The 26,589-nt window shown below is 56.5% G+C and carries 25 protein-coding genes and 1 riboswitch; of the genes, 16 read left to right on the forward strand and 9 right to left on the reverse strand.

Features of this window, described 5'->3' with window-relative positions; all coding sequences use genetic code 11:
• Positions 1–3 precede the first annotated feature (3 nt).
• Positions 4–720, reverse strand: coding sequence for an ABC transporter ATP-binding protein (locus L579_RS01145; RefSeq protein WP_013508350.1), 717 nt, complete (start codon positions 718–720; stop codon positions 4–6).
• Between the two features lie 896 nt (positions 721–1,616).
• On the opposite strand from L579_RS01145, the gene uvrB reads away from it, so the two are divergent.
• Positions 1,617–3,638 (forward strand): excinuclease ABC subunit UvrB, encoded by a 2,022-nt coding sequence (gene uvrB / locus L579_RS01155; protein ID WP_021182455.1) that lies wholly within the window; start codon positions 1,617–1,619, stop codon positions 3,636–3,638.
• Positions 3,639–3,709: 71 nt separating this feature from the next.
• On the opposite strand, the gene yvcK is transcribed toward uvrB, so the two are convergent.
• Entirely contained in the window at positions 3,710–4,612 is a 903-nt protein-coding gene (gene yvcK, locus L579_RS01160) for a gluconeogenesis factor YvcK family protein (RefSeq protein WP_021182456.1), read from the reverse strand.
• Positions 4,613–4,805: 193 nt separating this feature from the next.
• Positions 4,806–4,941: riboswitch (molybdenum cofactor riboswitch) on the forward strand.
• Here yvcK and moaA point away from each other — a divergent pair.
• The 7 genes from moaA (at position 4,931) to L579_RS01195 (ending at position 9,547) form a co-directional block, all read left to right on the forward strand.
• On the forward strand, positions 4,931–5,917 hold the full coding sequence (gene moaA / locus L579_RS01165; protein WP_021182457.1) for a GTP 3',8-cyclase MoaA: 987 nt from the start codon (positions 4,931–4,933) through the stop codon (positions 5,915–5,917). It overlaps the preceding riboswitch by 11 nt.
• A 16-nt stretch (positions 5,918–5,933) precedes the next feature.
• A complete protein-coding gene (moaB, locus tag L579_RS01170; RefSeq protein WP_021182458.1) occupies positions 5,934–6,449 on the forward strand; it encodes a molybdenum cofactor biosynthesis protein B in 516 nt (171 codons plus the stop codon).
• Positions 6,450–6,451: 2 nt separating this feature from the next.
• Complete coding sequence (gene moaC / locus L579_RS01175; RefSeq protein ID WP_021182459.1) at positions 6,452–6,937, forward strand: cyclic pyranopterin monophosphate synthase MoaC; 486 nt, start codon at positions 6,452–6,454, stop codon at positions 6,935–6,937.
• A complete protein-coding gene (gene moaD, locus L579_RS01180; RefSeq protein WP_021182460.1) occupies positions 6,930–7,175 on the forward strand; it encodes a molybdopterin synthase sulfur carrier subunit in 246 nt (81 codons plus the stop codon). The genes moaC and moaD overlap by 8 nt, the downstream gene beginning before the upstream one ends.
• Before the next feature lie 2 nt (positions 7,176–7,177).
• Positions 7,178–7,630 carry a molybdopterin synthase catalytic subunit MoaE gene (gene moaE, locus L579_RS01185; protein ID WP_021182461.1) on the forward strand — a complete coding sequence of 151 codons (453 nt, stop codon included), beginning with the start codon at positions 7,178–7,180 and terminating at the stop codon, positions 7,628–7,630.
• Between the two features lie 14 nt (positions 7,631–7,644).
• Positions 7,645–8,742, forward strand: coding sequence for a DUF1615 domain-containing protein (locus tag L579_RS01190; RefSeq protein WP_021182462.1), 1,098 nt, complete (start codon positions 7,645–7,647; stop codon positions 8,740–8,742).
• Between the two features lie 97 nt (positions 8,743–8,839).
• Positions 8,840–9,547 (forward strand): Bax inhibitor-1/YccA family protein, encoded by a 708-nt coding sequence (locus L579_RS01195; RefSeq protein WP_013508359.1) that lies wholly within the window; start codon positions 8,840–8,842, stop codon positions 9,545–9,547.
• A gap of 82 nt (positions 9,548–9,629) precedes the next feature.
• On the opposite strand, the gene L579_RS01200 is transcribed toward L579_RS01195, so the two are convergent.
• Genes L579_RS01200 through L579_RS01210 form a run of 3 tightly spaced genes read right to left on the reverse strand, consistent with a single transcriptional unit; the run spans position 9,630 to position 12,594 of the window.
• Positions 9,630–10,592 carry a lysylphosphatidylglycerol synthase domain-containing protein gene (locus L579_RS01200; protein ID WP_021182463.1) on the reverse strand — a complete coding sequence of 321 codons (963 nt, stop codon included), beginning with the start codon at positions 10,590–10,592 and terminating at the stop codon, positions 9,630–9,632.
• The gene (gene clsB / locus L579_RS01205) at positions 10,592–11,836 is read right to left on the reverse strand and encodes a cardiolipin synthase ClsB (RefSeq protein ID WP_021182464.1); all 1,245 of its coding nucleotides are present in this window, start codon (positions 11,834–11,836) and stop codon (positions 10,592–10,594) included. Before clsB ends, L579_RS01200 begins: the two co-directional genes overlap by 1 nt.
• Positions 11,833–12,594: an endonuclease/exonuclease/phosphatase family protein gene (locus tag L579_RS01210; RefSeq protein WP_021182465.1), complete on the reverse strand. Its 762-nt coding sequence runs from the start codon at positions 12,592–12,594 to the stop codon at positions 11,833–11,835. The genes clsB and L579_RS01210 overlap by 4 nt, the downstream gene beginning before the upstream one ends.
• A 176-nt stretch (positions 12,595–12,770) precedes the next feature.
• Here L579_RS01210 and L579_RS01215 point away from each other — a divergent pair, with 176 nt between their 5' ends.
• The 4 genes from L579_RS01215 to L579_RS01230 all read left to right on the forward strand — a co-directional run bounded on the left by L579_RS01215 (position 12,771) and on the right by L579_RS01230 (position 16,963).
• Complete coding sequence (locus L579_RS01215; RefSeq protein WP_013508363.1) at positions 12,771–13,163, forward strand: YbhQ family protein; 393 nt, start codon at positions 12,771–12,773, stop codon at positions 13,161–13,163.
• Between the two features lie 201 nt (positions 13,164–13,364).
• The gene (rhlE, locus tag L579_RS01220) at positions 13,365–14,720 is read left to right on the forward strand and encodes an ATP-dependent RNA helicase RhlE (RefSeq protein WP_021182466.1); all 1,356 of its coding nucleotides are present in this window, start codon (positions 13,365–13,367) and stop codon (positions 14,718–14,720) included.
• A gap of 4 nt (positions 14,721–14,724) precedes the next feature.
• Positions 14,725–15,681, forward strand: coding sequence for a tRNA dihydrouridine(16) synthase DusC (dusC, locus tag L579_RS01225; protein ID WP_036624493.1), 957 nt, complete (start codon positions 14,725–14,727; stop codon positions 15,679–15,681).
• A gap of 76 nt (positions 15,682–15,757) precedes the next feature.
• Positions 15,758–16,963 carry an MFS transporter gene (locus tag L579_RS01230; RefSeq protein WP_021182468.1) on the forward strand — a complete coding sequence of 402 codons (1,206 nt, stop codon included), beginning with the start codon at positions 15,758–15,760 and terminating at the stop codon, positions 16,961–16,963.
• A gap of 47 nt (positions 16,964–17,010) precedes the next feature.
• On the opposite strand, the gene L579_RS01235 is transcribed toward L579_RS01230, so the two are convergent.
• The gene (locus tag L579_RS01235; RefSeq protein WP_021182469.1) at positions 17,011–18,621 is read right to left on the reverse strand and encodes an inorganic phosphate transporter; all 1,611 of its coding nucleotides are present in this window, start codon (positions 18,619–18,621) and stop codon (positions 17,011–17,013) included.
• A 164-nt stretch (positions 18,622–18,785) separates the two neighbouring features.
• Between L579_RS01235 and L579_RS01240 the strand changes: the two genes are divergently transcribed.
• Complete coding sequence (locus tag L579_RS01240) at positions 18,786–19,811, forward strand: CorA family divalent cation transporter (RefSeq protein ID WP_021182471.1); 1,026 nt, start codon at positions 18,786–18,788, stop codon at positions 19,809–19,811.
• A 133-nt stretch (positions 19,812–19,944) separates the two neighbouring features.
• Here L579_RS01240 and L579_RS01245 read toward each other — a convergent pair whose 3' ends face one another.
• Both L579_RS01245 and L579_RS01250 read right to left on the reverse strand, forming a co-directional pair.
• Positions 19,945–21,009 (reverse strand): L,D-transpeptidase family protein, encoded by a 1,065-nt coding sequence (locus L579_RS01245; RefSeq protein ID WP_021182472.1) that lies wholly within the window; start codon positions 21,007–21,009, stop codon positions 19,945–19,947.
• 187 nt (positions 21,010–21,196) lie between these two features.
• Positions 21,197–23,011: a glycoside hydrolase family 15 protein gene (locus L579_RS01250; RefSeq protein ID WP_021182473.1), complete on the reverse strand. Its 1,815-nt coding sequence runs from the start codon at positions 23,009–23,011 to the stop codon at positions 21,197–21,199.
• A gap of 118 nt (positions 23,012–23,129) precedes the next feature.
• Between L579_RS01250 and L579_RS01255 the strand changes: the two genes are divergently transcribed.
• Complete coding sequence (locus L579_RS01255; protein ID WP_021182474.1) at positions 23,130–23,912, forward strand: SDR family oxidoreductase; 783 nt, start codon at positions 23,130–23,132, stop codon at positions 23,910–23,912.
• Here L579_RS01255 and L579_RS01260 read toward each other — a convergent pair.
• Positions 23,909–24,484 carry a DedA family protein gene (locus L579_RS01260; RefSeq protein ID WP_021182475.1) on the reverse strand — a complete coding sequence of 192 codons (576 nt, stop codon included), beginning with the start codon at positions 24,482–24,484 and terminating at the stop codon, positions 23,909–23,911. The two genes, L579_RS01255 and L579_RS01260, sit on opposite strands and share 4 nt — an antisense overlap.
• Before the next feature lie 167 nt (positions 24,485–24,651).
• Here L579_RS01260 and L579_RS01265 point away from each other — a divergent pair, with 167 nt between their 5' ends.
• A complete protein-coding gene (locus L579_RS01265; RefSeq protein WP_036624497.1) occupies positions 24,652–25,239 on the forward strand; it encodes a Yip1 family protein in 588 nt (195 codons plus the stop codon).
• A 223-nt stretch (positions 25,240–25,462) separates the two neighbouring features.
• On the forward strand, positions 25,463–26,416 hold the full coding sequence (pbpG, locus tag L579_RS01270) for a D-alanyl-D-alanine endopeptidase (protein WP_021182477.1): 954 nt from the start codon (positions 25,463–25,465) through the stop codon (positions 26,414–26,416).
• Positions 26,417–26,589 lie beyond the last annotated feature (173 nt).

Genomic DNA, 26,589 nt, shown 5'->3' on the forward strand with positions numbered 1-26,589 from the left:
ATGTCAGGTTACCGTCAGCCACTTATTGATGGTGACATCGTCCAACTGGGCCACTTTTCCCTGCGCCACGTTGCGACCACGATGCAGCAGCAGAAAATAGTCAGCCACGCGGCGGATAAAGGAGACGTGTTGCTCCAGCAGCAGAATGGTCAGGCCGTAATCGCGGTTCAGGCGGCGAATCAGATTTCCCATCTCCTCCTCCAGCCACGGCGACATGCCTTCGGTTGGTTCATCAAGGATCAGCAATTTCGGTTGTAACACCAGCGCGCGCGCTAATGCCAACTGCTGCTGCTGATCCATCGGCAGTTCTCCGCTGCGCTGGTGGCGTAATGAATAGAGCGCCGGGAACAAATCGAACACCATTTCCGGAATGGCGCGACTGCGGTCGTCATGCGCCGCCATCAGCGCAATCAGCAGGTTATCTTCCACGCTCATTTGCGAGAAAATATGGCGACCTTGCGGTACGTAGCCGATACCCATGCGCGCACGTTGCTCCGCCGGTTGCAGCAATAAATCTTCAGGGGGGGAGCCATCTTCCTGCCAGGTCATCGACCCGCTATTGATCGGCAACCGTCCCATAATGCAGTTGACCAGGGTGGTTTTACCCATCCCAGGACTACCCAGCACGCCCGTGCAGGTGCCAGGGGGCAGATCGAGGTCCACATCCCACAGGATATGGTTTTGACCGTAAAACTGATTCACCGAACGTAAACTTAGCATCTGACATTCTCCTTCCAGATAATTAGCCTGAATGCTCCCGCTCTGTGTCGTCTGGCAAACAGTCAAACACGATTCATCATTGCCACTCTCACCATCAGTGAGTTGATGCGTATGCTTATGGAGAAACCTGCAATTCCCAGGCCAGTTTGCTGATGCCATGAAAAAAAGCAGCAGCAGCGAGGCAAAATCAGGAATTAAAGTTGAGCGATGCTTAACAATTGCTGGGGGTGATAAAACGACTGCACTTTAGCGGTGCTGAATGCTTAACGTTTCTGGTGCATCTGTGCAGTAATAAGGCAGATCGCTCAGGAATAAGTGGCCTTATTTACTGGGAATTTCGGGCTTTCAGTGACGTCAGCACGGAAAAAGAATAGTTAATGCCACGCGGGCTGTGGGAAAAATAAACATAAAAAAATTTTTTTTCGCACGCCAGGAATAGGCTTAGAAAATTATGCACAGGCGATGGCGGCGGGGCTGCCGTCAGTTATCCACTATTCCTGTGGATAACCTTGTGCATTAGAGACTGAAAACAGAGCGCAAGCGAGGAAATACGCGGCCTGGATACATTATGCTGAGAAACTGGGCTTTTTACTGATTTATAAATAAATCAATATGTTATTTAAAATCAAGCCTGAGATTTTTCTTGTTGGTCATACAACTGCAATTTTATGACGCTCTATTGACAAATGTTAAAAGCATCACCCATCTGGGGATAACCTTGCGCAACAAGGTTTTGCCAGATGCCGCATAAATTGCACTGAAGCGAGTCGTTGCTGCTCCCTGTTATCGTGCAGGATATCTGTAAATATATCCAGTATTTTTTTCTGGCAAATTCGCCATAGCGGAGTAGAATTAGCAGCCTGCCCGCCGATATCTCCTGCAGGAACGAAAAAACCATGAGTAAAGCCTTCAAACTCAACTCCGAATTTAAACCCTCAGGGGATCAGCCTGAGGCGATTCGTCGTCTGGAAGAGGGGCTGGAAGACGGTCTGGCACACCAGACGCTGTTGGGGGTAACCGGTTCGGGTAAAACCTTTACCATCGCCAATGTGATCGCCGATCTCAACCGGCCAACTATGGTGCTGGCGCCTAACAAGACCCTTGCGGCACAGCTCTACGGAGAGATGAAGGAGTTCTTCCCGGACAACGCGGTGGAGTTCTTCGTCTCCTACTACGACTACTATCAGCCTGAAGCCTATGTGCCCAGCTCCGATACCTTTATCGAAAAGGATGCCTCGGTGAATGAGCACATCGAGCAGATGCGTCTGTCTGCCACCAAGGCGTTGCTGGAGCGACGTGACGTTATCGTTGTGGCGTCGGTGTCGGCCATCTACGGTCTGGGTGACCCTGATCTCTACCTGAAAATGATGCTGCACCTGACGCGTGGCATGATCATCGATCAGCGCAGCATTCTGCGTCGTCTGGCCGAGCTGCAATATACCCGTAATGATCAGGTGTTCCAGCGCGGCACCTTCCGCGTGCGCGGTGAAGTGATCGATATCTTCCCGGCGGAGTCCGATGAGATTGCGCTGCGTGTGGAGCTGTTTGATGAAGAAGTGGAGCGGTTGTCATTGTTTGACCCGCTGACCGGTCAGGTGGTTTCGGTGGTGCCGCGTTTTACCGTCTATCCGAAAACCCACTATGTCACGCCGCGCGAACGCATCCTGCAATCAATGGAAGAGATCAAAAAGGAACTGGTGGTGCGCCGTCAGGTCCTGCTGGAGAATAATAAGCTGCTGGAAGAGCAGCGCATTACCCAGCGTACCCAGTTTGACCTCGAAATGATGAACGAACTCGGCTACTGCTCGGGTATCGAGAACTATTCACGCTACCTGTCCGGACGTGGGCCAGGCGAGCCGCCTCCGACGCTGTTCGACTACTTACCGGCAGATGGTCTGCTGGTGGTGGATGAGTCCCATGTGACCATCCCGCAGATTGGCGGGATGTATCGCGGTGACCGCGCACGTAAAGAGACGCTGGTGGAGTATGGTTTCCGCCTGCCGTCGGCGCTGGACAACCGCCCGCTCCGCTTCGAAGAGTTTGAAGCGCTGGCACCGCAAACCATTTATGTTTCGGCAACGCCGGGTAATTACGAGCTGGAGAAATCCGGTGGTGAGGTGATTGATCAGGTGGTGCGTCCGACCGGGCTGCTCGATCCGATCCTCGAAGTCCGTCCGGTGACCACCCAGGTGGATGACCTGCTGTCGGAGATCCGCAAACGCGTCGAGGTCAACGAACGTGTGCTGGTGACCACCCTGACTAAACGCATGGCGGAAGATCTCACCGAATATCTGGAGGAGCACGGCGAGAAGGTGCGTTATCTGCACTCAGACATCGATACGGTGGAGCGTATGGAAATCATCCGCGACCTGCGTTTGGGGGAATTTGATGTGTTGGTGGGGATCAACCTGTTGCGTGAAGGGCTGGATATGCCGGAAGTGTCGCTGGTGGCGATTCTCGATGCCGATAAAGAGGGCTTCCTGCGTTCGGAGCGTTCTCTGATTCAGACCATTGGCCGCGCCGCACGTAACATTAACGGTAAAGCGATTCTGTACGCAGACAAGATCACCAACTCAATGGCACGCGCCATCGAGGAGACCGAGCGACGTCGTGAGAAGCAGGAGCGGTATAACGAAGCCAACGGCATCGTGCCGCAGGGACTAAACAAAAAAATCACCGATATTCTGGAGTTGGGCAAAAACGTGGTCAAAACCCGTGGCAAGGGCAAAACCGCCACGCGCAGCGCCGCTGAAGCCGAAGCCAGCTATCTGGCGCTCACCCCGCAGGCGATGCAGAAGAAAATTCACGAGCTGGAAGGACAGATGCAACAACACGCGCAGAATCTGGAGTTTGAAGAAGCGGCGCGGGTGCGTGATCAGTTGCACGAACTGCGCGAGCTGTTTATCGCTGCGTCCTAATGCGCGATAAATCGCGCCGCTACGACTCTCAGCGCGGGTGAGTCGTGGCGGCGTGTTTATCACGCCTTGTTTCAAAATGCCTGGATGGCATGCTCCAGCGCCAGGCGTAACAACTGGCGGTCATGGCGATATTTGATATCCGCCGCTTCCAGCGGTTCACGGACAATTAAGCGTCCTTCCACACCGCGAATATCCGCTGCCGGGCTGACCACCACCGCATCAATCACCCGTTTGCCTATCGCTTTTTCCATAATTACCAGCTTATCCGCGACGGTCAGGCGAGCGGCTGCCGGACTGAGTTCGCGCCCAAGATTACCGATAAACACCATAGTGGCGGGGGTACGACGCAGCGCACGCGCCATCTCTTCCATCAGCAGAATTGGCATCAGACTGGTATAAAAACTGCCGGGACCGATCAGAATCAAATCGGCTTCAGCAATCGCGTCCAGCGCTTCGCGGGTGGGCACCACATTCGGATGTAGCATCAATTCCTGCGGTGCTTGTTGCATCTCATCGACGGCGGTTTCGCCGTAAACCATATTGCCTTCGCTATCCTGCGCCACCAAATCCACGGGCTGCTCTGACATCGGAATCAAGAACGCATCCACTTTCAGCAGATTACGAATGATATTGATCGCTTCCAGTGGCCGCACGCTGAGATGGTCGAGCGCTTTCAGGATCAGGTTGCCAAGATTGTGGCCAGCCAGTTCGCCGTTGCCGGTGAAACGATATTCGAACATGGCGGAACCGACACTCGGTTCCGTGATCAACTGGTTGATACAGTTGCGCATATCGCCCCAGGCGATGCCGCCTTCTGAACGGCGGATGCGTCCGGTAGACCCACCGTTGTCGGTGGTAGTCACAATACCGGTCAGGCGTGAGCCGAGCGGAGCCAGCGAGGACATCACGCGACCAAGGCCGTGTCCACCGCCCAGCGCCACCACGCGATCCAAATCTGCCAGGGTACGATTCATGTTGCTCCTTATCACTGACGCTCACCCGTTGAGCATCAGTTAAACTGATATGTATCAAAATCTGTCGGTTATTTTAACGTATCCTGTCGCGAAAATGCGGTGAAAAAACGTTATGTATCAATATATATAGCGAAAATCCGCGATGGAAGCGAACAACAAATCGCGCTAACATTCGGGCAACCGTGTTGTTCGAATGGACAACATACACTCAAAGCCTGATTGCCTAAGTCCTCCGGATAGGGTGTTCAGGCCGCAGCCCCGAGCTGCCAGGGTGCAGAAAGAAATGCCTGCATCTCCCGTATTTGGAAAGGTGTTCAGGTGTCACAATTTACTGATGCATATGCGCGCAGCTTTTATTATCTGCGCCTGTCGGTCACGGACGTGTGTAACTTCCGTTGTACCTATTGCCTGCCCGATGGCTACAAACCGCAGGGTACGCGCAATAAAAGTTTTCTCTCGCTGGATGAGATCCGCCGCGTGACGCGTGCCTTTGCGGCCGCGGGCACTGAAAAAGTGCGTCTGACCGGTGGTGAGCCCTCTTTACGTCGGGATTTCACCGAAATTATCGCTGCGGTGCGGGAAAATGCTGCCATCCGCCAAATCGCGGTGACCACCAACGGCTATCGGCTGGCGCGTGATGTGCGTGACTGGCGTGCTGCCGGGCTGACCTCAATCAATGTCAGCGTCGATAGCCTTGATGCCCGCCAGTTTCATGCCATCACCGGTCAGGACAAATTTCATCAGGTCATGGCCGGGATTGATGCCGCGTTTGAGGCGGGTTTCAGCAAGGTCAAAGTCAACAGCGTGCTGATGCGTGATGTCAACAGCCACAGTCTCGATACCTTTTTACAGTGGATCCGCACGCGTCCGATTCAGTTACGTTTTATCGAGCTGATGGAAACCGGCGAGGGCAGCGATCTGTTCCGTCGCCAGCACATTTCCGGCGAGGTGATCCGCGATCAACTGCTGATGCAAGGCTGGCAACGTCAGCCGCGCGGGCGCAGCGACGGTCCGGCGCAGGTGTTTCGCCATCCGGACTATCTCGGCGAAGTCGGTCTGATCATGCCTTATGAAAAAGATTTCTGTGCCAGCTGCAATCGCCTGCGTGTTTCGGCGATCGGCAACCTGCATCTGTGCCTGTTTGGCGAGGGGGGCATTCCGTTGCGCGATCTGCTGGCTTCCGATCAACAGCAGGATGAGTTACAGGCGCGTATCGCCTTAAGCCTCGGACAGAAAAAGCAGACGCATTTTCTGCATCAGGGCAACACCGGTATTACCCAAAATCTTTCCTTCATTGGTGGCTGACAAAGGAGTTATGGCCATGAGCAAACTTTCCGGCGACTTTGTTGCCCTTAATGTGGCGGTGATGACGGTGTCTGACAACCGTGATGCCGCCAATGACACCTCTGGTGATTACCTGCGTGAAGCACTGAGCGAAGCCGGGCATCAGGTGGTGGATCACGCGATTGTCGCGGATAACCGTTATCGCATCCGCGCCACGGTATCGCGCTGGATAGCCAGTGAAGATGTCCAGGTGGTGATCATCAATGGTGGTACCGGTTTTAACAGCAAAAACAGCACGCCTGAAGCGCTGCTGCCGCTGTTTGACCGGGAGATTGAGGGATTTGGCGAGCTGTTCCGCATGATCTCGTACGAAGAGATCGGCAGTGCCACGTTGCAGTCGCGTGCAGTCGCGGGTATGGCGAATGAGACGCTGATTTTTGCCGTACCCGGATCCGGTAATGCCTGCCGCAGCGCGTGGGAACGCATCATTGCCGATCAACTGGATGCACGTACTCGCCCGTGTAATTTTGTCTCACATTTGAAGAAGTTGTAAGTATGTCCTCGTTAACCCATATCAATGCCGCCGGTGAAGCCCATATGGTTGATGTCTCCGGCAAAACCGAAACGGTACGCGAAGCCCAGGCAGAAGCGCTGGTGCTGATGCAACCGGCAACGCTGCAAATGATCATCGATGGCAGCCATCACAAAGGTGATGTCTTTGCTACTGCCCGCATCGCGGGGATTCAGGCGGCAAAACGCACCTGGGAACTGATCCCGCTGTGTCATCCGCTGATGCTGAGCAAAGTTGAGGTGACGCTGGTTGCTGAACCCGAGCATAGCCGGGTACGCGTCACTTCACGCTGCCGCCTGACCGGCAAAACCGGCGTCGAGATGGAAGCCCTGACGGCGGCTTCAGTGGCGGCGCTGACGATCTATGACATGTGCAAAGCGGTGCAAAAAGACATCGTTATCGACCAGGTACGTTTGCTAAGCAAAAGCGGCGGCAAATCCGGTGATTTTCAGGCGGTGTCCCATGATTAAGGTGCTGTTTTTTGCTCAGGTGCGTGAACTGACCGGCACCAGCGCGCTGGAGTTATCGCCGGAATATGCCGATGTGGCGGCCCTGCGCAGTGCGCTGGCGACGAAAAATGATCGTTGGGCGTTGGCGCTGGAATCCGGGAAATTGCTGGCGGCGGTCAATCAAACCCTGGTACCGATGAGTCATCCGTTGCGCGCCGGTGATGAAGTGGCCTTTTTCCCGCCAGTGACCGGGGGTTGATGATGGAAACCCGTATTCGCGTCGGCAGCGCAGCCTTTAGCGTGGCCGAGGAGTATGCCTGGCTGTCTGCCCATGACAGCGATGGCGCCGTGGTGACCTTCACCGGGAAGGTGCGCAATCATAATCTTGGTGACAGCGTGGCGGCCTTGACGCTGGAACATTACCCCGGCATGACGGAAAAAGCGCTGACGGAAATTGTCGACGAAGCACGTCAACGCTGGGCGCTGCAACAGGTTTCGGTGATCCACCGTATTGGTGAACTGTTTCCTGGCGAGGAAATTGTATTTGTCGGCGTCAGCAGCGCGCATCGCAGCAGCGCGTTTGCCGCAGCGGAATTTATTATGGATTATCTGAAAACCCGTGCGCCGTTCTGGAAACGTGAGGCGACGGCACAGGGCGATCGCTGGGTGGATGCGCGCGATAGCGACCATCAGGCGGCAGAACGCTGGAAATAACGTAAAGGAACCCGATGGAAGCGACTGTAATACTCAAGCGTGCAGCGCTGTTGGCGGTACTGGTGCTGGCGGGATGTACCAGCAGCAAAAAGCAGCCCGAGGCACCGGTTCGCCAACCTGGGGATGTGAAAGCACAAATCCGTCAGTTATTGCCCAGCCACGTTACGCAGAAAGCGGACTGGGCTGATGATATTTATACCGCCTTCCGCACTCAGCAAATCGATCCCAGCGTCAGCAACCTGTGCGCGGTGATCGCGGTGGCCGATCAGGAATCGAACTTCAGCGCCGATGCGGTGGTGCCGGGCCTGCCAAAAATCGCCTGGGCTGAGATCAACCGGCGTGCGGGCAAGCTTTTTATCCCGGCCTTCGCGGTACGCACGGCGTTGCAGATCAACTCTCCCACCGGTGAAAGCTACGCGGCGCGCCTCGACAAAGTGCGCAGCGAGAAAGAGCTGAGCGCCATTTTTGATGACTTCATCGATATGGTGCCGCTGGGACAAAAACTGTTTGGCAACCTTAACCCGATTCATACCGGCGGTCCGATGCAGGTCAGCATCGCTTTCGCCGAAGCGCACGCCAAAGGCTATCCGTGGCCGGTGGAGGGTTCGATTCGTCGTGAAGTCTTTACCCGACACGGTGGTATGTATTTTGGCATCATGCATTTGCTGGGATACCCGGCGGATTACTCACAGCCGCTGTATCGCTTCGCTGACTTTAACGCCGGTTGGTATGCCAGTCGCAATGCCGCTTTTCAGGCGGCTGTGGCGCGTGCCAGCGGGATCAAACTGGCGCTCGATGGCGATCTGATTCAATATGGCAGCGATGCCGCCGGGGCGACAGAACTCGCGGTGCGCAGCCTGAGTAAGCAGCTGGACATGAGCCAACGCGAAATCCGTCGCGATCTGGAGAAGGGCGAAAAGCCTGAGTTCAGCACTAGCGTATTATGGAAACAGGTGTTCACGCTGGCGGATAAAATGGCGGGTAAACGTCTGCCGCGCGAAATGTTGCCGGGTATTAAGCTGGAAAGCCCGAAAATCACCCGTAACCTGACCACCGCATGGTTTGCCCAGCGCGTGGATGGCCGTTATCAACAGTGTTTGACGCGCCGTTGACGCGGCAAGTTATAGGCTCCAAACTTACAGAGTTTGTTTAACAACTAAACCCGCGCGATAAATCGCGCCGCAACACGAATCCATTGAGAGGTGCATCATGGACCGATATCCACGTAACGATTCAATCGTGCAGCAGGCCTCCGCCGGGCTGCAAACCTATATGGCGCAGGTGTATGGCTGGATGACCTGTGGTTTGCTGCTGACCGCGTTCGTCTCCTGGTTCGCGGCGCGCACGCCTGCGGTGATGGAGTTGGTGTTTGCTAACCGCATCACTTTCTTCGGTCTTATCATCGCCCAGCTGGCGGTGGTGTTTGTGCTGTCCGGAATGGTGCATCGTCTGAGTGGGGCGCTGGCGACGGCGTTATTTATGCTCTATTCGGCGCTGACCGGCCTGACGCTCGCCAGTATTTTTCTGGTCTACACCTATTCGTCAATCGCCAGCACCTTCTTTGTCACCGCCGGGATGTTTGGTGCCATGAGTTTTTATGGCTATACCACCAAACGCGATCTCAGCCGTTTCGGTAGCCTGCTGTTTATGGCGTTGATTGGAATTTTGCTGGCGTCGCTGGTGAACTTCTGGCTGAAAAGCCCGGCGTTGATGTGGGCGATTACCTATATCGGCGTCGTGGTGTTTGTTGGCCTGACGGCATATGACACCCAGAAACTGAAAGCCATTGGCGAGACGGTGGATGTGAATGACAAAGAGAATCTGCGTCGTCTTTCCATTATGGGTGCGCTGACGCTGTATCTCGACTTTATCAACCTGTTCCTGATGCTGCTGCGTATTTTCGGTAACCGCCGTTAACGATGCCATACTCTTCGCGCGCGTTTTAACCAAAACCCGCGCGATAAATCGCGCCGCTACAGTGGTGTAGCGGCGTGATTTATCACGCAACCTTCTTCTGTTCATTCTTCTGCCGTAAATGTCGGGCGCGGCTCTCCAGCCACAGGTACAACACCAGCGCCAGCAGCAGCGGCAAAATAAAATACAGCACACGATAGGCCAGCAGCGCGGCAATAATGGTGCCGTGTGACGTACCCTGACCACTCAGTAGCGCCAGAAATACTGCTTCCAACACGCCGATCCCGGCGGGGATGTGAATAATCACCCCGGCGATACTGCTGATCAGCAACACCCCCAGCACCTGCGGATAACCCACCTGTTGTGCCAGCAACAACCAGATAATCGCCCCCATCACCATCCAGTTGGTGCAGGACACTGCGAATTGAAACAGCGCCATGCGCAGCGAGGGGAGTTGCAGGTGCTGGCCTTTTATTGTCCAGTGACGTCGTTTGGCAAAGGCGCAGGCCCACAGATAGATCGCGACCAACACCAACAACGCGCCGCCGATCAGTCGCAGGGTGTTTTCGCCGATAAACCAACCCGCGGGAAGGGGAACCATGCCCGCCACAAATACCACGCCTGCCAGCAAAATGTAGCCCAGCCAGTTGGTGGCGATGCTCAGCGAGAAAATGCGGGTGATGGTGCCGCCGGGTAAACCCAGTCGTGAATAAAGGCGATAGCGCATAGCTACGCCACCGACCCAGGTACTGAGCGTCAGATTGAAGGCATAACAGATAAACGACACCAGCATCACCTGACGTTTAGCCAGTTTATGGCCGCAGTAAGCGCGGCCAATCAAATCATACAGGCCATAGGTCAGGTAGCTGATAACAACCAGCGCCACCGCGCTGAACACCAGCGTGCGGTTGTAGTTGACGATCACCTGATAAACGTCATCCCAGTTTACCTGGCGGGCGTACACCACCAGCAGCACCAGCACGGCGATAAAAAATAACCCGGTAAGGATTTTCTTCACGCGCTGCCAGCGCGAATGTTTTTTACTCATCAGGGTCTGGCTCCTTTGTTTTCGGCCTCAACCCGATCCTGAGTCTCCATCTCCGGTTGTACCGGGGGAACAACCTGCGCCAGCCGGGGCGTATGGGCGGGTAACCATCCGGCAATCGCCGGGAAGTGACGTAAGAAGTGGAAGACCAGCACGCTTTTGGTCAGGTGCCACCAGGTGCGCGGTGGCAGCTTATCGCCCTCAACCCGTTCGCAATCCTCGCGTAGCAACTGCTCAAGGTTTTCCCGCAGAGTTTGGTTGAAGGCGCGGTCATGCACCATCAGGTTGGCTTCCAGATTGAGTGACAAGCTGAGCGGGTCGAGATTACTGGAACCGACGGTTGACCACTGCTGATCCTGCACCGCGATCTTGCCATGCAATGGACGACGGCAATATTCGTACACCTCGACACCGCCATCGACCAGATAGTTGTACAGCATCTCAGCGCCCACTTTGACAATCGGCATATCCGGCTCGCCCTGGACGATCAACCGTACCCGCACGCCACGACGCGCGGCATGGCGCATCGCACGCAGCAGACGATAACCGGGGAAGAAATAGGCGTTGGCGATGATCACATCCTGTTTGGCTTTGCGCAGCATGTCGAGGTAGTGCTGTTCGATATCATCACGATGGCCGTCGTTGTCGCGAAAGACGAACAACACCTGCGCATCACCCGGCAGGGCATTCAGCGCCGGACGATGCGAACGATGGCCCCACCAGCGGCGGGTCACCTGTTCGCTGCCGATGGCTTGTTGCACGTAGCGCGCAATATCCAACACCACCGGACCTTTGACTTCAACGGCGTAATCCTGTTTGGCCTCCGGGCCAAAGTCGGTGTTATGTTCGGCAGAGAAATTGATGCCGCCCACGAAGGCGATCACCTCATCAATGACCACGATCTTGCGGTGCAGGCGCCGGAACAGGTTGGTGCGCATCCCCAGCACCAGCGGGCGCGGATCAAAATAGATAAAACGCACGCCCGCAGCGGTCAGGCTATTGACGTAGCTGTCTGACAGGTCCGGTGAGCCGTAGCCGTCCACCATCACTTCAACCCTGACGCCGCGCTGCGCCGCCGCCAACAATTCGCGATGCAACGCATTACCGACCTGATCCTCAAACAGGATAAAGGTTTCCAGTAACAAGGTGCGTTCGGCGCGCTGGATGGCACCAAAGACGCGTGGAAAGAAGGCCTCGCCATTTTCCAGCAGGTGGAGTTGGTTACCGTCACGCCAGCTAAAATTCATAACACCACCTCGACTGCCAGTGGCGCATGGTCTGACAAATGCGACCAGGGTTTTACCGGCAGCGCCCACGGCTGGCTGATGGTGGCATTGCGGATATAGATGCGGTCCAGGCGCAGCAACGGAAAACGTGCCGGGAAAGTGCGCGCCGGGCGACCATTCTTTATGCTGAACACTTCATCCAGTCCGGCATGGCGTTTAAGGTATTTGTTGGCCCGAACCTGCCAGTCATTAAAATCACCTGCTACCACCAGCGGCGCATCGGGTGGTAGCGAGGCGATCATCTCGCACATCATGCGCAACTGAGCGCGACGATGCGGCTCGCGCAGACCAAGATGCACGCAAATCACATGCAGCGACTGCCTTTGCCCCGGCAGGCTGATTTTGCAGTGCAACATGCCGCGCTTTTCACCTCCGGCAACAGAAATATCGCGATTTTCATACTCAACGATCGGAAAACGTGACAATATCGCGTTCCCGTGATGTCCTTCAGGGTACACCGCGTTGCGGCCATAGGCATAATCGTGCCACATGGTGTCGGCGATAAACTCGTAATGTGAAGTTTCCGGCCAGTTTTCAATGTGTAAGGCGTGGATGGCGTGGGTGCCCATCACCTCTTGCAGGAAGACAATATCGGCCGAAGTCGCCCGTGCAGCATCGCGCAATTCCGGCAGGATAAAGCGGCGGTTGAAGCTGGTGAACCCTTTGTGGGTATTGATGGTCAGGACTTTTATCGAAAATCCTTGTGCATTTTGTGTCATACTGCGACGCGCTCCTTTTCATCATCAACCGGATAAAGTGTAGTCTTTGTCACAAATGGAAGGCGAAGGGAGCAGAAAATTAGGGTGTTATCCGAAATTTGCCTTACATTGAGGAAATCTGTCTGGCCGCGGCCAGATACACTTGGGCGATCTGTTGGGTCTGCCAGGAGAAGAGAATGAAATGGTCTAATCGTGTTCAGATTGTTACCGGACAAACCTGCGTTCATATTGCGATGCACCTGTTGGTGATTGCCGCGCTGGTCTGGGGCTGGAAACATAAGGCGCTGGTTGAAGTGAGCAGTACCCTGGTGGCGGCCTACGTTGTGGTGTTTATCACCATGCTGGTCACACAGCGTAGTGCCCGTTTGCGTATGCTAGGCGACTCTCTGGAAGAAGTGACCACCACCTACTACTTTGGAGCGGCAATGCTGACGCTGTTCCTGGTGTCACGCATCATCCATAACAACCTGCTGCTGGGCTGCCTTGGCGTGGTCATGCTGGTGGGACCGGCGCTGGTTTCCCTGCTGGCGAAAGAACCTGCGCAGCGCGTGCAGAAGAAACGCAGTTAACTGATGGTAGCGGCGCGATTTATCGCGCTGTTTTTTTTTACAGTCGATTATCGCGCAATGCTGGCTGAAAGCTGCTACACTGCCGCGCTTACGCATGGTAGTTTGTGCCCTTTTCACACGTAGGCTTTAGGCTTGCGTCATATCCCCCCTGAAAACTACATCGCAAACTGCGGTCAGGGCGGTTCGGAGTAATACACCTGCATGTCTTTTGACTCTCTCGGCTTGAATGCCGATATTTTGCGTGCGGTAGCGGAACAGGGCTATCGTGAACCGACGCCAATCCAGCGTCAGGCTATTCCCGTGGTGTTGGCTGGTCGTGACCTGCTGGCGAGCGCCCAGACCGGCACCGGCAAAACCGCCGGTTTTACGCTGCCCTTGTTGCAGCGTCTGTCAGCAAAAGATGCACCCGCGCGCGGACGTCGCCCGGTGCGTGCACTGATCCTCACGCCAACCCGTGAACTGGCCGCTCAGGTCGGTGAAAACGTACGTGATTACAGCCAATACCTTAACCTGCGTTCGCTGGTGGTATTTGGCGGCGTCAGCATTAACCCGCAAATGATGAAACTGCGCGGCGGCGTAGATGTGCTGGTGGCAACACCGGGCCGTCTGCTCGACCTGGCGCATCAGAATGCCGTCGATCTGTCCCATGTGGAAATCCTGGTGCTGGATGAAGCAGACCGCATGCTGGATATGGGCTTTATCCACGATATCCGCCGCGTGCTGGCGAAACTGCCTGCCAAACGTCAGAACCTGCTGTTCTCTGCCACCTTCTCCGACGAGATCAAGTCGCTGGCGGAAAAGCTGTTGAATAACCCGGAGCAGGTGGAAGTGGCTCGCCGCAACACCGCATCTGAGCAGGTTTCACAGCAGGTGCATTTCGTTGATAAAAAACGTAAACGTGAACTGCTGTCGCTGATGATCGGTCGCGACAACTGGCAGCAGGTGCTGGTGTTTACCCGTACTAAACACGGCGCCAACCATCTGGCTGAACAGCTGAATAAAGATGGCATCACCGCTGCGGCAATCCACGGCAATAAAAGCCAGGGGGCGCGTACCCGTGCGCTGGCTGATTTCAAAACCGGTGGCATCCGTGTGCTGGTGGCGACCGACATCGCTGCGCGTGGCCTTGATATCGAAGAGCTGCCGCATGTGGTGAACTATGAACTGCCGAACGTGGCGGAAGATTATGTACACCGTATCGGCCGTACCGGTCGTGCCGCCGCGACCGGTGCTGCACTGTCGCTGGTGTGCGTTGACGAGCACAAGCTGTTGCGTGATATCGAACGCCTGCTGAAGCGTGAAATTCCGCGCATTGCGCTGCCGGGTTTTGATCCGGATCCGAGCATCAAAGCGGAGCCGATCCAGAATGGCCGCCAGCAGCAACAGCAGCGCGGTGGTCGTGGCCGTGGTCCGGCAGCGGGCGGTAATCCGCGTCCTCAGGGTGAAGGCCGTGCGCCACGTCCACAGGGCGAAAACCGTGCGCCGCGCCGTCAGGGTCAGGATGGCAAACCGGCGCGCTCACGCCGTCCGGCGGCCAGCAAAAGCGGTAATCACTAAGGCGATGCGGGTTTTACTGGCGCCGATGGAGGGCGTGCTCGATTCGCTGGTGCGCGAGCTGCTCTCCGAAGTGAATGATTACGATCTGTGCATCACCGAGTTTTTGCGCGTGGTCGATCAACTGCTGCCGGTAAAATCTTTCCATCGTCTCTGCCCGGAACTGCAACATCAAAGCCGCACGCCGTCCGGTACGCGTGTGCGGCTGCAATTGTTGGGGCAATATCCCGAGTGGCTGGCGGAAAACGCCGCGCGTGCGGTGGAGCTTGGCTCCTGGGGTGTTGACCTCAACTGCGGTTGCCCGTCGAAGCTGGTTAACGGCAGCGGCGGCGGGGCGACATTGCTGAAAGATCCTGAACTGATTTATCGCGGCGCGAAAGCGATGCGGGAAGCGGTACCGGATCACCTGCCCGTCACGGTCAAAGTGCGTCTCGGCTGGGATTCCAGTGAACGGCGTTTTGAGATTGCCGATGCGGTGCAGCAGGCGGGGGCCAGTGAGCTGGTGGTGCACGGTCGCACCAAAGAAGAAGGTTACCGCGCCGAAAGCATTAACTGGCAGGCGATTGGTGAAATCCGTCAGCGGCTGCGGATTCCGGTGATTGCCAATGGCGAAATCTGGAACTGGCAGGATGCGCAGGATTGCCTGCGTATCACCGGTTGCGATGCGGTGATGCTGGGACGCGGCGCGCTCAATGTGCCCAATCTGAGTCGCGTAGTGAAGTACAACGAAGCTCCGATGGCGTGGACCGATGTGGTCGCGTTGTTGCAGAAGTACACCCGGCTGGAAAAGCAGGGCGATACCGGTTTGTATCATGTGGCGCGAATCAAGCAGTGGCTGGGTTATCTGCGCAAGGCATATCACCAGGCGGATGGGCTGTTCAGTGAAATCCGCACCTTAAAAGTCTCCGCTGACATCGCGGCGGCAATCGAACGCCACGCCCAACGTTGCATTAACCAGACATAAAAAAAGCCGCGACCCGTTAGCAGGCTAAGGGTATAGTAGTGCTTCAACTTCACCCAGTTACGCAACGCCACCGCACATGTCTGACGCCGCTGTACTGAGTAATGCTCAGTTAAATAAACGCATTGTTTCCGTCCTGATTTTCACCTTTTTTTGCTATCTCTCCGTAGGTCTGCCGTTGGCGGTGCTGCCGGGATTCGTGCATAACCAGCTCGGTTTTAGCTCGTTTGTGGCGGGTCTGATTATCAGCGTTCAATATTTCGCTACCTTAATGAGCCGCCCACACTCCGGTCGTCTGGCAGATCGCTTTGGTCCCAAACGCGTGGTGATGCTCGGCCTGATCTGCTGTGGCATGAGCGGCGTGTTGTCGATTGTCGCTGCCCTTTGCCGTGACATACCGCTTCTCAGCCTGCTGTTGCTGGCGTTGGGGCGCGTCTTTCTTGGTGTCGGTGAGAGTTTCAGCAGCACCGGTTCTACCCTGTGGGGCATGAATATTGTCGGACCGCTGCAAACCGCGCGCGTCATCTCATGGAACGGTGTGGCAACCTATTTCGCGATGGCGATTGGCGCACCGCTCGGCGTGTTGCTGAATCAGTGGTTCGGCATCAGTGGCTTTGCCGGGCTGGTGGCGTTGATGGGTCTTGTGGGATTTGTGCTGGCGTATCAAAAGCCGCCGGTCAGCGTTACGGCGGGGGTGCGCATCCCGTTTCATCGCGTGGTCAGCCGCGTCTGGTTGTTTGGTCTGGCGCTTGGCTTTGGCACCATCGGTTTCGGGGTGATCTCCACCTTTATCACACTTTATTTTGCCAGCCGTGACTGGACCGGCGCGGCCTTCGCGTTGACGGTATTCAGCCTCGGTTTTGTCATTGTGCGCCTCGGCTTTGGTCGCTACATCACGCGTTTCGGCGGCCTGAAAGTTTCGCTGGTCTCCTTCGTGCTGGAGTGCGCCGGGCTGGTGCTGATCTGGCAGGCCGACAGTGCCTGGCTGGTGGATGTTGGGGCGTTCCTGACCGGTGCAGGTTTCTCGTTGATTTTCCCGGCGCTCGGCGTGGAAGCGGTGAAGCAGGTGCAGCAGCAGGATCAGGGATCGGCGCTTGGCACCTATTCAGCCTTTCTGGATTTGGGGCTGGGCTTGACTGGCCCGGTAGCGGGATTGCTGATCAGTCACTGGGGGATGCAGTCGGTGTATCTGGCGGCCGCGCTGATGGTGTTGGGCGCGTTCCTGATTACGCTGCGCCTGCAACAACAGCGTGGCCGTCGTTCGGCCGTGCCGACCGCGGGTTAATACTTTTCTGCTATCCGGCACGGGTACGCAGACATGGCGAATCACCGTTAAAGATGGATAAACAGGGCGTAAAGCAGCCCGGCAAGAAGCACGGATACCGGCAGCGTCAACACCCAGGCGACGGCCAGATTACGTAAGGTCGCGAGCTGCAAACCGGAACGGTTGGCGGCCATCGATCCGGCGACCCCGGAAGAGAGCACATGGGTGGTGGACACCGGCAGACCAAAGCCGTCGGCGGCGCCGATGGTTGCCATCGCCACCAACTCGGCGCTGGCCCCCTGGGCATAATTCAGATGGGTTTTACCGATGCGTTCACCCACCGTCACCACAATACGCCGCCAGCCGACCAGGGTGCCGAGGCCCAGCGCGATGGCGACCACCACTTTTACCCACATCGGGATAAAACGGGTGGCGCTGTCCAGCTCGCGTTTCAGCGCCACCAGGTTGCGTTCCGTCTCTTCCGGCAGCGCCACTTTAGCGCTTTGCAGATGCTTAATCGATTCCGAAGCGAGATACATATCATTACGGGTATTGGTGACTGACTGCGCCGGAATATTCTCCATAGAACCGTAGCGGCGAATCTGATCGCCGATAGCGCCGAGCATCATCCCCAGTGCGGGCAGTACCTGGGGGCGAGGCTGGCCGGTGCGCACAAACTCGGTTAACACCTCGCGTGGTGCCGCGATCTCTGAGGTAGAAGAACGTAACGTCAGCAACTGCTGTTCCGTGATCTGCGTTAACGCGGCGACGCGTGGAATCTGGTCTGGCGGCAGTGAGCGGTTGAGGGCATAGGCAATCGGCATGGTGCCGACGAGAATCAGCATAATCAGCCCCATCCCTTTCTGACCGTCATTGGAACCATGCGCAAAGGAGACCCCGGTACAGGTCAGGATCAGCAGACCCCGGATCCACACCGGCGGTGGCTGGTCGTTTTTCGGCGCTTCATACAACTGACGGTTGCGGATCAAGGCTTTCATCGCCAACAGCAACAAGGCGGCACAGATAAAACCGACAATCGGCGACAGCAGCAGCGAATAGCCGACTTTCAGCGCCTGATCCCAGTCCACGCCACTGGTGCCGCTGCGACCATGCAGCAGGGCGTTCGCCACCCCGACACCGATAATCGAACCGATCAACGTATGGGACGATGATGACGGCAGGCCAAAATACCAGGTACCCAGGTTCCAGATAATTGCCGAGAACAGCAGGGCATACACCATGGCAAAGCCATTGCCGCTGCCTGCCTGGAGAATCAACTCCACCGGCAGCAGCGAGATAATGCCAAACGCCACCACGCCGCTCGAGAGCAGTACGCCGAGAAAGTTACAAATGCCGGACCACACCACCGCCACGCCGGGCGTCAGTGAGTGGGTATAGATCACCGTGGCGACCGCGTTGGCGGTATCGTGGAAGCCATTAACGAATTCAAAACCGAGGGCAATCAGCAACGCCAACCCCAGCAGAAGAAAGGGGGTATAGCTGGTGACGGGCGCGCCGGTATCGGCGACATCGTTAAACAGGTTGAGAGCAGTGAAGGCCAGCCCGGCCAGCACCAGCAGCAGAAAGAGTGCACGGGAAAAGCGGCCGCCGCGCGGGTGTAAATCAGGACGTCCGCCGATCGATGACGACGCTGACGCAGGTAAACTATTTTCGCTCATGGCACACCCCGGTGGTGGATGATGATGCCGGATAGCATCCGTTACCCGCAGTGTGATACCGGTTTTGTATGACAGAATGATGATATTGCCGGTGGCCTGTCATCTCTCTGTCATCTTGCTGACGCAGGCTGAGTGTCTGACCGCTGCCGGATCTCCTGATTGCTATGCTCCAGCCTGTTCTGCCGCTTACCACGCTGCCCGACTTCAATAATGAAGTGGCCGGGCTGATCCACGGTTATCTGTTCTCGCCCGATTCTCCTCCTCAGCGGCTCAGCGCGCGCGAAGCGTCCCAACTGGCCCGGCAGACCTTGCCGGAAGCGCATTTCCTCTGGCTCCACATCAACCTGAACCATGCCCGCGCCGAACGTTGGGTGCAGGTCCATTTTGATGTCGACAGTGACTTCTTCGATGAGATTCACTCCGCTTCACCGCGCACCCGTCTGGCACAACAAAACGACGCGCTGTTGGCGGTGCTGAACGATGTCACCTTCAGTCGCGAGGAGCACAGTGCGCAGAATGCGACGCTGTGGATGTGGTGCCGCCCGCAGATCATTGTCAGCGCACGTTACCGGCCAGTGGGGATGATTGAACGCATGCATCAGCAACTGGGTCGCTTGTCGTTTGCGCAACCCGATGCGTTGCTGCTGTGGCTGCTGGGCGAGCAGGAAGCGCAACTGGAACAGGTGGTACGGCGTTCCAGCGCGGCGGTGGACGCGATTGAAGAGCGCCTGCTGAGCCAGGCGATCAAAGCCAATCGCAGCGAACTGGGGCGTCTGCGGCGTATGTTATTGCGCATCCAGCGTCTGCTGGCACCCGAACCGGCGGCATTATTTCGCCTGTTGAACCGTCCACCCGGCTGGCTGAAGCGGGAACCGCTGAGTGAGCTACGAATTTTTACCGAAGAGTTCAGCGTGGCGCTAAATGATCTCGCCAGCCTGATGGAGCGGATTCGGTTATTGCAGGAAGAGATCGCCGCCCGCCTGATGGAGCAGAGCAACCGCACGCTGTTTTTACTCACGGTGATCACCGTGCTGGCATTGCCGATCAACATCGTGGCGGGACTTTTTGGTATGAACGTGGGCGGCATTCCGTTGGCGAGTAACCCGCACGGCTTTTTATTGCTGGTATTGCTGGTGCTGGCGTTTACCCTGGTGGCGGGCTGGCTGGCGTTGCGACGGCCACGGAGTTAATTGGTTGTGCGATAAATCGCGCCGTTACGTTTCGTGCACCCGTTGTAGTGGCGCGATTTATCGCGCGATGTTTTATGTCAGGCAACAAAAAGCCAGCCCGAGGGCTGGCTTTATCTCATGATCCACGCAGGGATTACGAGTTGTTATTCGCCGTGGTGCTGTTGGCTGCTGCCGGAGCCGGGATGTTGGCACCCTGTGGGGTCATCGGCTCTTCTTTCGGCATGGCGTTCGGGGTTTCCTGTACCGGGATTGGCGCAGGCATAGCTTCACCCGCCGGGCCATTGATTTTGGTTGGCATACCCGTACGCGCCTGGATAGCGTTGTTGACCGCATCCTGGTTGGTGCTGGCATCCGCAATCACTTTGGTCACCGCCGCCGTCAGCGTAATCGGTACGATTTCGCGTGAGTTGAATTGCTCTTCGGTGGTGGACAGCGGGTTGTGAACTTCCACGTAGCGTGAACCGTCCGGCTCGACAGTGGCTTTCACCGGCTGATCGATAAACTGGACGCGCGTACCAACCGGCACGTTTTTGAACAACCATTTGATGTCGTCAGCACGCAGACGCACGCAACCATGACTTACGCGCAGACCGATACCGAAGTTGGCGTTGGTGCCGTGAATGGCATACAGACGACCAATGTACAGTGCGTACAGGCCCATCGGGTTATCCGGGCCAGCCGGGAATACTTCCGGGATGGATTCGCCGCGTGCCGCGTATTCAGCGTGCATCGCTTTGGTCGGGGTCCAGGTCGGGCCATCTTTCTTACGCTGAACGCTGGTGGTCCAGTTGATCGGGGTATCTTTACCCAGCTCGCCGATACCAATCGGCAGCACCACGACGGTTTTGGTGCCTTTCGGGTAGTAGTAAAGACGCATTTCAGCGCTGTTGATCACAATGCCTTCACGCGGAGCGTCAGGCAGAATCAGCTGCTGTGGGATCACCAGGTTGGTGCCTGCTTTCGGCAGATAGACGTCAACGCCCGGATTGGCTTCCAGCATGTTGCTGAGGCCCATCTGGAACTGAGCGGCAAAGGCTTCCAGCGGAAGTTTGCTGTCTTCAGGTACGGTAACCTGAATATTTTCGCCAATCAGACGACTGTTAGCGGGCGGTAGCGGATAAACCACCGCAAAGGCCGACTGGCTGAACGCCGCCAGTACGAGGGCGAGTGAAGCGAACGCGCGAATGCTCTTTTTCATGTTTTTACAAGTCGTTATAGCCGTATTTCAGGCTTGTCAGTGTGTCGAATCCATCTTGGTCTTAGTGACCCGCTGCGCATTATATGTGCATTGAAGCGGTGATGGGAATCACGATTTTAACAGGTTGAACATACTTTACGTAAATAGCTGTAATAAGCCGTTTATTCAGATTGCCACGGGCCTGATTTCAGGGTTGCCACAGGGTGACTTCACCACTCAGCTTGCGGTTCAGAAAGAACGCCGCACTGATTAGCGCCAGATGGGTCAGCGCCTGGGGCATATTACCCAACGCATGACCATGCGGGGTAAATTCTTCGGCATACAGCCCCAGCGGATTGGCGTAACTCAACAATTTTTCAAATTCGAAGTGCGCCTCATGCACCCGACCGGCGCGTGCCAGGCACTCAACATACCAGAACGAACAGGCGGCAAATGATCCTTCACCGCCTTTCAGTGCGTCGGCAGGGGTTTCGTTGATGTTGTAGCGACGTACCAGGCCGTCACTCACCAGATGGGTTTTGATCGCGTCCAGTGTCGCCAGCCAGTCTGGATCGGTGGCACCGACAAAACGCACCAGCGGCATCAACAGCATCGAGGCATCGAGAAAGCGGCCATTGCGTGTCGCGGTAAAGTACCCCAGCTCCGGGTTCCAGAAGTTTTGCCAGATATCATCGCGGATGGCGCTACGCACCCGATCCCAGCGTTCATAGGGCATCGGTAATGAACGTTTCAGGCCGAGGCGCAGGGCGCGATCCAGCGCCACCCAGCACATCAGGCGCGAATGGAGAAAGTGTTGCGGCTCGCCACGCATCTCCCAAATTCCGGCATCGGGCTGCTGCCAGTTATCGCATACGTAATCGATCATGTTGGCAACGTGCTTCCAGCCGCGTTGGGAGATCGCCTCGCCATATTTGTTGGCAAGATAGATGGCGTCCATCAGCTCACCGTAAATATCCAGTTGCGTCTGCCGCCAGGCGTCATTGCCAATGCGCACCGGGCGGGAATTAGCGTAGCCGGAAAGATTAAGCAGTTCGGTTTCATGCAGCTCGGTGCCGCTATCCAGACGATACATCACCTGCAAATGCGGCGTGTCATCGTGGCTGTGCTCAACACAGCGTCCCACCCAATGGGTAAAACTTTTCGCTTCTTCCACATAACCGAGGCGCATCAGCGCATACATGCTGAACGAGGCGTCACGAATCCACGAGGCGCGATAGTCCCAGTTGCGCTCCCCGCCCAACTCCTCCGGCAGGCCAAAGGTAGCGGCGGCAGCGATCGAACCGTGTTGATGGGAGGTCAGCAGTTTCAGTGCCAGCGCCGATCGCGTCACCATCTCCTGCCAGCGGCCACGGTAAGAACTGTGTCGGCTCCAGCGCCGCCAGTAGTGCAGGGTGTCGCGAAAACAGCGTTCAGTCGCCAGTGTGTCCAGATGGGGATCGTCGTCGCTGCCAAACACAAATTCGGCATGCTCGCCCGCCTGCAAAGTGAAATTGGCGGTGGCGCTATGATTTTCCCGCGTCATCACCACGCTGGCGCTGAGACGTAACGAGGGCTGGCCCTCGGCATGAAAGGCGATGCCGCCAGGCCGCGCTTCGGTGTACGTTTCGGCGCGCGCATAATCATGGCGAGGGGCGCAGAGCAGGTTAAAACGCGCAGAACCGCGCACCATCTTCACCCGGCGTACCAGGCGTGGCAGCTTGCCGCTTTCATCGCAAATCGGCATGTAATCGGTGATCTCCGCCACCCCTTCTTCGCCCAGCCAGCGGGTTTGCAGAATATTGGTATCAGGCAGGTAAAGTTGCTGCTGGCGCGCATTCTTCCATTGCGGGGCCAGTGAGAACAGCCCGGCTTCATCGCTGTCGAGCAGAGCGCTAAACACCGAGGGGCTGTCGAGCTCGGGCCAGCACAGATAATCGATGGTACCGTCACTGGCGATAAGCGCGCAGGTACGTAAATCGCCAATCACCCCATGATCCTCAATCTTGCGTTTGATTGCGCTCATCCTGCCTCCGTTACGCCAGTCCGTTGTTAACTATAGCCGAAACGGTATGTGCGGCCGCGGCGGGGCACAGAACGATAACTTCTATACTGTGGAGACACCCTACACACAGGAGAAGGTTATGGCGCTGGTCAAACAGAAAGTGGCGGTGGTCACCGCGTCCGACTCGGGTATCGGGCGCAGTTGTGCGCTGATGCTGGCAGAGGCGGGATATACCCTCGGCATCACCTGGCGTTCAGACGAGGAGGGGGCGCACGAAACGGCGCGCCTGGTGGAGAGCCGGGGCCAGCAGGCGCAGGTGCGGCAACTGGATCTCTCCGACCCGCAGGCTGGAGGTCAACAGTTGGCGCAGTTGATTGCGTCATTGGGGAGAATTGATGTACTGGTCAACAATGCCGGCGTGATGACCAAAGCGGATTTTCTCGAACTCAGCTTTGAGGACTGGCGCAAGGTGTTTAATGTCGATGTGGACGGTGCTTTCGTTTGCGGCCAGATCGCCGCACGTCACATGGTGGATCAAGGCAACGGCGGGCGAATTATCAATATCACCTCGGTGCATGAACATACGCCGCTGCCCGATGCGGCGGCCTATACCGCGGCAAAACATGCGTTAGGCGGGTTAACCAAATCGATGGCGCTCAGCCTGTTACCGCATCAAATCCTGGTCAATGCCGTGGCGCCGGGAGCGATTGCCACGCCGATGAATAATCTGCGTAACGAGGATGCGCGCAGCACGCGGATGCCGGAAATCCCCATCGGGCGACCGGGCGATACGCGTGAGGTCGCCAGCCTGGTGGCCTGGTTGTGCTCAGAATGGGCGACCTACACCACCGGGCAATCCTTTATTGTCGATGGTGGGTTTATGCTGGCAAATCCGCAGTTTAAGGGATATCACCACGACTAATTGGCGCGGCGGCGGTTCCAGCGACGGATAATAAAACGTAGCAGGATGGCAAATCCCACCGCCGCCACCAGCCACAGCAAATGTTTTAAATGTTGATCAAGCTGGTGCAGCCAGGGGGCGACGATCTCACCGGCAAAATACCCCAGGGTGACAAAGATCAGCGCCCAGAGCGCGGCACCAATCACATTCAGCAGGAAAAAACGCAGGGGTTTCAGGCGACTGGTGCCGATGATAATTGGCCCGACGATGCGAAAGCCGTACATGAAACGGACGCCAATCACAAACAGGCTGGGATGGCGTTGGATCAGGTGGTTTGCCTTGCGGATGGTATCCTGATGCTTGCGAAAACGGCGCAGAATGCGGGTGCCGAAACGCCGTCCCAGCCAGAACAGCAACTGATCGCCAATAATCCCGCCCGCCATCGCTGCCAGCACCACGCCGCCGAAGTGCAGCAATCCCTCGTGCGCCGCCACGCCCCCCAACAGGGTGAAGGTTTCCCCTTCGGCGATACAGCCAATCAGCAGTGCCAGGTAGCCGTACTGGCTAATTAATCCGTTGATATCAAGATGCAAAATCCTCCTCCCTGTTGTAAGCAAACCTGGTAACAGTTTACACCTGACGGCGATTTTTTGTGCCGCTTGCCGCAAAAACCGCCGCGCCGATTATACTTGAAGTGAAGCTGCCCGCGCTGCGAGGCGTTGCGTTTCGGGGCAGCCCGTCGCATCAGAGGAGTGATTTTATGAATCATGTCTGGGGACTTCTCGCGCATCCTAACCAAGAAATGCGCGATATCAAGCAGGAAAACGAGAGCGTTTCGCACCATTACACCCACCATGTTCTGCTGATGGCGGCGATCCCGGTGATCTGCGCCTTTATCGGCACCACACAGTTGGGCTGGAATCTGGGCGAAGGGCAATTTGTCCAACTCAACATGCTGACCGGTATCGGGCTAGGCATTCTGTTTTATCTCATCATCTTAGGTGGCGTGGCCGTGATGGGCCGCGTTATTCACTGGATGGCGCGTAACTATCCGCAGCGTCCCAGCATTCAACGTTGTACCGTGTTTGCCGGTTATGTGGCGACGCCGCTGTTTATTAGCGGATTGGTCGCGCTCTATCCTCTGGTGTGGCTGTGCCTGCTGGTGGGTACGCTGGCACTGGTCTACACCGGTTATCTGCTGTTTGTCGGTATTCCGGTGTTCCTCAATATCGATAAAGAAGAGAGTCTGCGCTTTTCCGGCTCGACGCTGGCGATTGGTGTGCTGGTGTTTGAGGTGCTGCTGGCGCTGACGGTAATTCTGTGGGGCTATGGACCGAAGTTGTTCTAGTTGCAACCGGTTCTGATGGACTTATTCGCGCCACACATTGTGGCGCGAATTATTTCCGTGCATCTGCCTGCCTTGGGTTTTTAACGCCCGGAAACAATCTCTCCAGGATATTTCGTAGAGAACCACGTATCATGCTGTCGCCAGCCCGCATCCCGTCTGGCTTGATGCGCGCGGCCTGTGCGATAGCACAGCACAAAACTCCTTACCGGATTTTTTTGACACGATGTCTGTAAAAATGCGTATTTCTTTACTGTCGCTGGCGCTGATGATCGGCGCACCGGCAGTGACTACACCTGTTCAGGCAGCGCCTGCTGCTGCGCTGTCCAATCTGGCTCCTGTCGCGCAGCCACAAATTGCGTCCGGCAGTGCGATGATTGTCGACCTGGATAATGGCAAAGTGCTGTTCTCCAGCCATCCCGATCGAGTGCGCCCGATCGCCTCGCTCACCAAGCTGATGACGGCGATGGTGGTGCTGGATGCGAAGCTGCCGCTGGATGAAATGCTGTCGGTGGATATCAGCCATACCCCGGAAATGCGCGGCGTGTTCTCCCGCGTGAAGCTCAACAGTGAAATCAGTCGTCGGAATATGTTGCTGCTGGCGCTGATGTCTTCGGAAAACCGCGCGGCTGCCAGCCTGGCTCATCACTATCCGGGCGGTTATGACGCCTTTATTCGCGCCATGAACGCCAAGGCGCGGGCGCTGGGCATGACCCACACCCATTATGTGGAGCCGACCGGGCTGTCGATTCATAACGTCTCCAACGCGGAAGACCTGATCAAGCTGGTGAAAGCCACCCGTCAGTATCCGTTGATTGGTGAGTTAAGCACCACCAAAGAAGACACGGCGGTGTTTAAACATCCGAACTATGCCTTACCGTTCCGTAACACCAACCATCTGGTGTACAAAAACGACTGGCGTATCCAGCTGACCAAGACCGGTTACACCGATGAGGCTGGTCACTGCCTGGTGATGCGCACGGTGATTAACAACCGTCCGGTGGCGCTGGTGGTGCTGGATGCGTTCGGTAAATACACCCACTTTGCGGATGCTAACCGTCTGCGTGACTGGCTGGAAACCGGCAAAGCGGCGCCGGTCCCGGCGGCGGCACTGGCGTATAAAAAGCAGAAAGCCTCGCAAACAGCGAGCACCGGCGCTCAGGGACAGAACGTCGAATAATATTGATGTTGCAGATGCGGCCAGCGGGGCGGCATCTGCAAAAAGCCTTATCGTTAGCACCAATGTTTTACACCCTCATTCCTATAGTTTCGCCGTTGCCAAAGGCCTACACTAGCCGCCACTTAGGGTCACTAAGACGCGTCTGTGGACGGTTAATGCGCTGGAATCTCACT

Source organism: Pantoea sp. AS-PWVM4 (assembly GCF_000468095.1).
GTDB lineage: Bacteria > Pseudomonadota > Gammaproteobacteria > Enterobacterales > Enterobacteriaceae > Pantoea > Pantoea phytobeneficialis.

What these genes read in the sequence shown, in the direction of transcription:
- L579_RS01235 (WP_021182469.1), bottom strand. Translation starts at nt 18,621, where the DNA reads ATGAGCGAAAATAGTTTACCTGCGTCAGCGTCGTCATCGATCGGCGGA.
- L579_RS01145 (WP_013508350.1), bottom strand. Translation starts at nt 720, where the DNA reads ATGCTAAGTTTACGTTCGGTGAATCAGTTTTACGGTCAAAACCATATC.
- rhlE (WP_021182466.1), top strand. Translation starts at nt 13,365, where the DNA reads ATGTCTTTTGACTCTCTCGGCTTGAATGCCGATATTTTGCGTGCGGTA.
- L579_RS01250 (WP_021182473.1), bottom strand. Translation starts at nt 23,011, where the DNA reads ATGAGCGCAATCAAACGCAAGATTGAGGATCATGGGGTGATTGGCGAT.
- moaB (WP_021182458.1), top strand. Translation starts at nt 5,934, where the DNA reads ATGAGCAAACTTTCCGGCGACTTTGTTGCCCTTAATGTGGCGGTGATG.
- L579_RS01255 (WP_021182474.1), top strand. Translation starts at nt 23,130, where the DNA reads ATGGCGCTGGTCAAACAGAAAGTGGCGGTGGTCACCGCGTCCGACTCG.
- yvcK (WP_021182456.1), bottom strand. Translation starts at nt 4,612, where the DNA reads ATGAATCGTACCCTGGCAGATTTGGATCGCGTGGTGGCGCTGGGCGGT.
- L579_RS01190 (WP_021182462.1), top strand. Translation starts at nt 7,645, where the DNA reads ATGGAAGCGACTGTAATACTCAAGCGTGCAGCGCTGTTGGCGGTACTG.
- uvrB (WP_021182455.1), top strand. Translation starts at nt 1,617, where the DNA reads ATGAGTAAAGCCTTCAAACTCAACTCCGAATTTAAACCCTCAGGGGAT.
- L579_RS01245 (WP_021182472.1), bottom strand. Translation starts at nt 21,009, where the DNA reads ATGAAAAAGAGCATTCGCGCGTTCGCTTCACTCGCCCTCGTACTGGCG.
- L579_RS01230 (WP_021182468.1), top strand. Translation starts at nt 15,758, where the DNA reads ATGTCTGACGCCGCTGTACTGAGTAATGCTCAGTTAAATAAACGCATT.
- dusC (WP_036624493.1), top strand. Translation starts at nt 14,725, where the DNA reads ATGCGGGTTTTACTGGCGCCGATGGAGGGCGTGCTCGATTCGCTGGTG.
- L579_RS01200 (WP_021182463.1), bottom strand. Translation starts at nt 10,592, where the DNA reads ATGAGTAAAAAACATTCGCGCTGGCAGCGCGTGAAGAAAATCCTTACC.
- L579_RS01210 (WP_021182465.1), bottom strand. Translation starts at nt 12,594, where the DNA reads ATGACACAAAATGCACAAGGATTTTCGATAAAAGTCCTGACCATCAAT.
- L579_RS01195 (WP_013508359.1), top strand. Translation starts at nt 8,840, where the DNA reads ATGGACCGATATCCACGTAACGATTCAATCGTGCAGCAGGCCTCCGCC.
- moaC (WP_021182459.1), top strand. Translation starts at nt 6,452, where the DNA reads ATGTCCTCGTTAACCCATATCAATGCCGCCGGTGAAGCCCATATGGTT.
- moaD (WP_021182460.1), top strand. Translation starts at nt 6,930, where the DNA reads ATGATTAAGGTGCTGTTTTTTGCTCAGGTGCGTGAACTGACCGGCACC.
- L579_RS01240 (WP_021182471.1), top strand. Translation starts at nt 18,786, where the DNA reads ATGCTCCAGCCTGTTCTGCCGCTTACCACGCTGCCCGACTTCAATAAT.
- clsB (WP_021182464.1), bottom strand. Translation starts at nt 11,836, where the DNA reads ATGAATTTTAGCTGGCGTGACGGTAACCAACTCCACCTGCTGGAAAAT.
- moaE (WP_021182461.1), top strand. Translation starts at nt 7,178, where the DNA reads ATGGAAACCCGTATTCGCGTCGGCAGCGCAGCCTTTAGCGTGGCCGAG.
- L579_RS01265 (WP_036624497.1), top strand. Translation starts at nt 24,652, where the DNA reads ATGAATCATGTCTGGGGACTTCTCGCGCATCCTAACCAAGAAATGCGC.
- L579_RS01215 (WP_013508363.1), top strand. Translation starts at nt 12,771, where the DNA reads ATGAAATGGTCTAATCGTGTTCAGATTGTTACCGGACAAACCTGCGTT.
- pbpG (WP_021182477.1), top strand. Translation starts at nt 25,463, where the DNA reads ATGTCTGTAAAAATGCGTATTTCTTTACTGTCGCTGGCGCTGATGATC.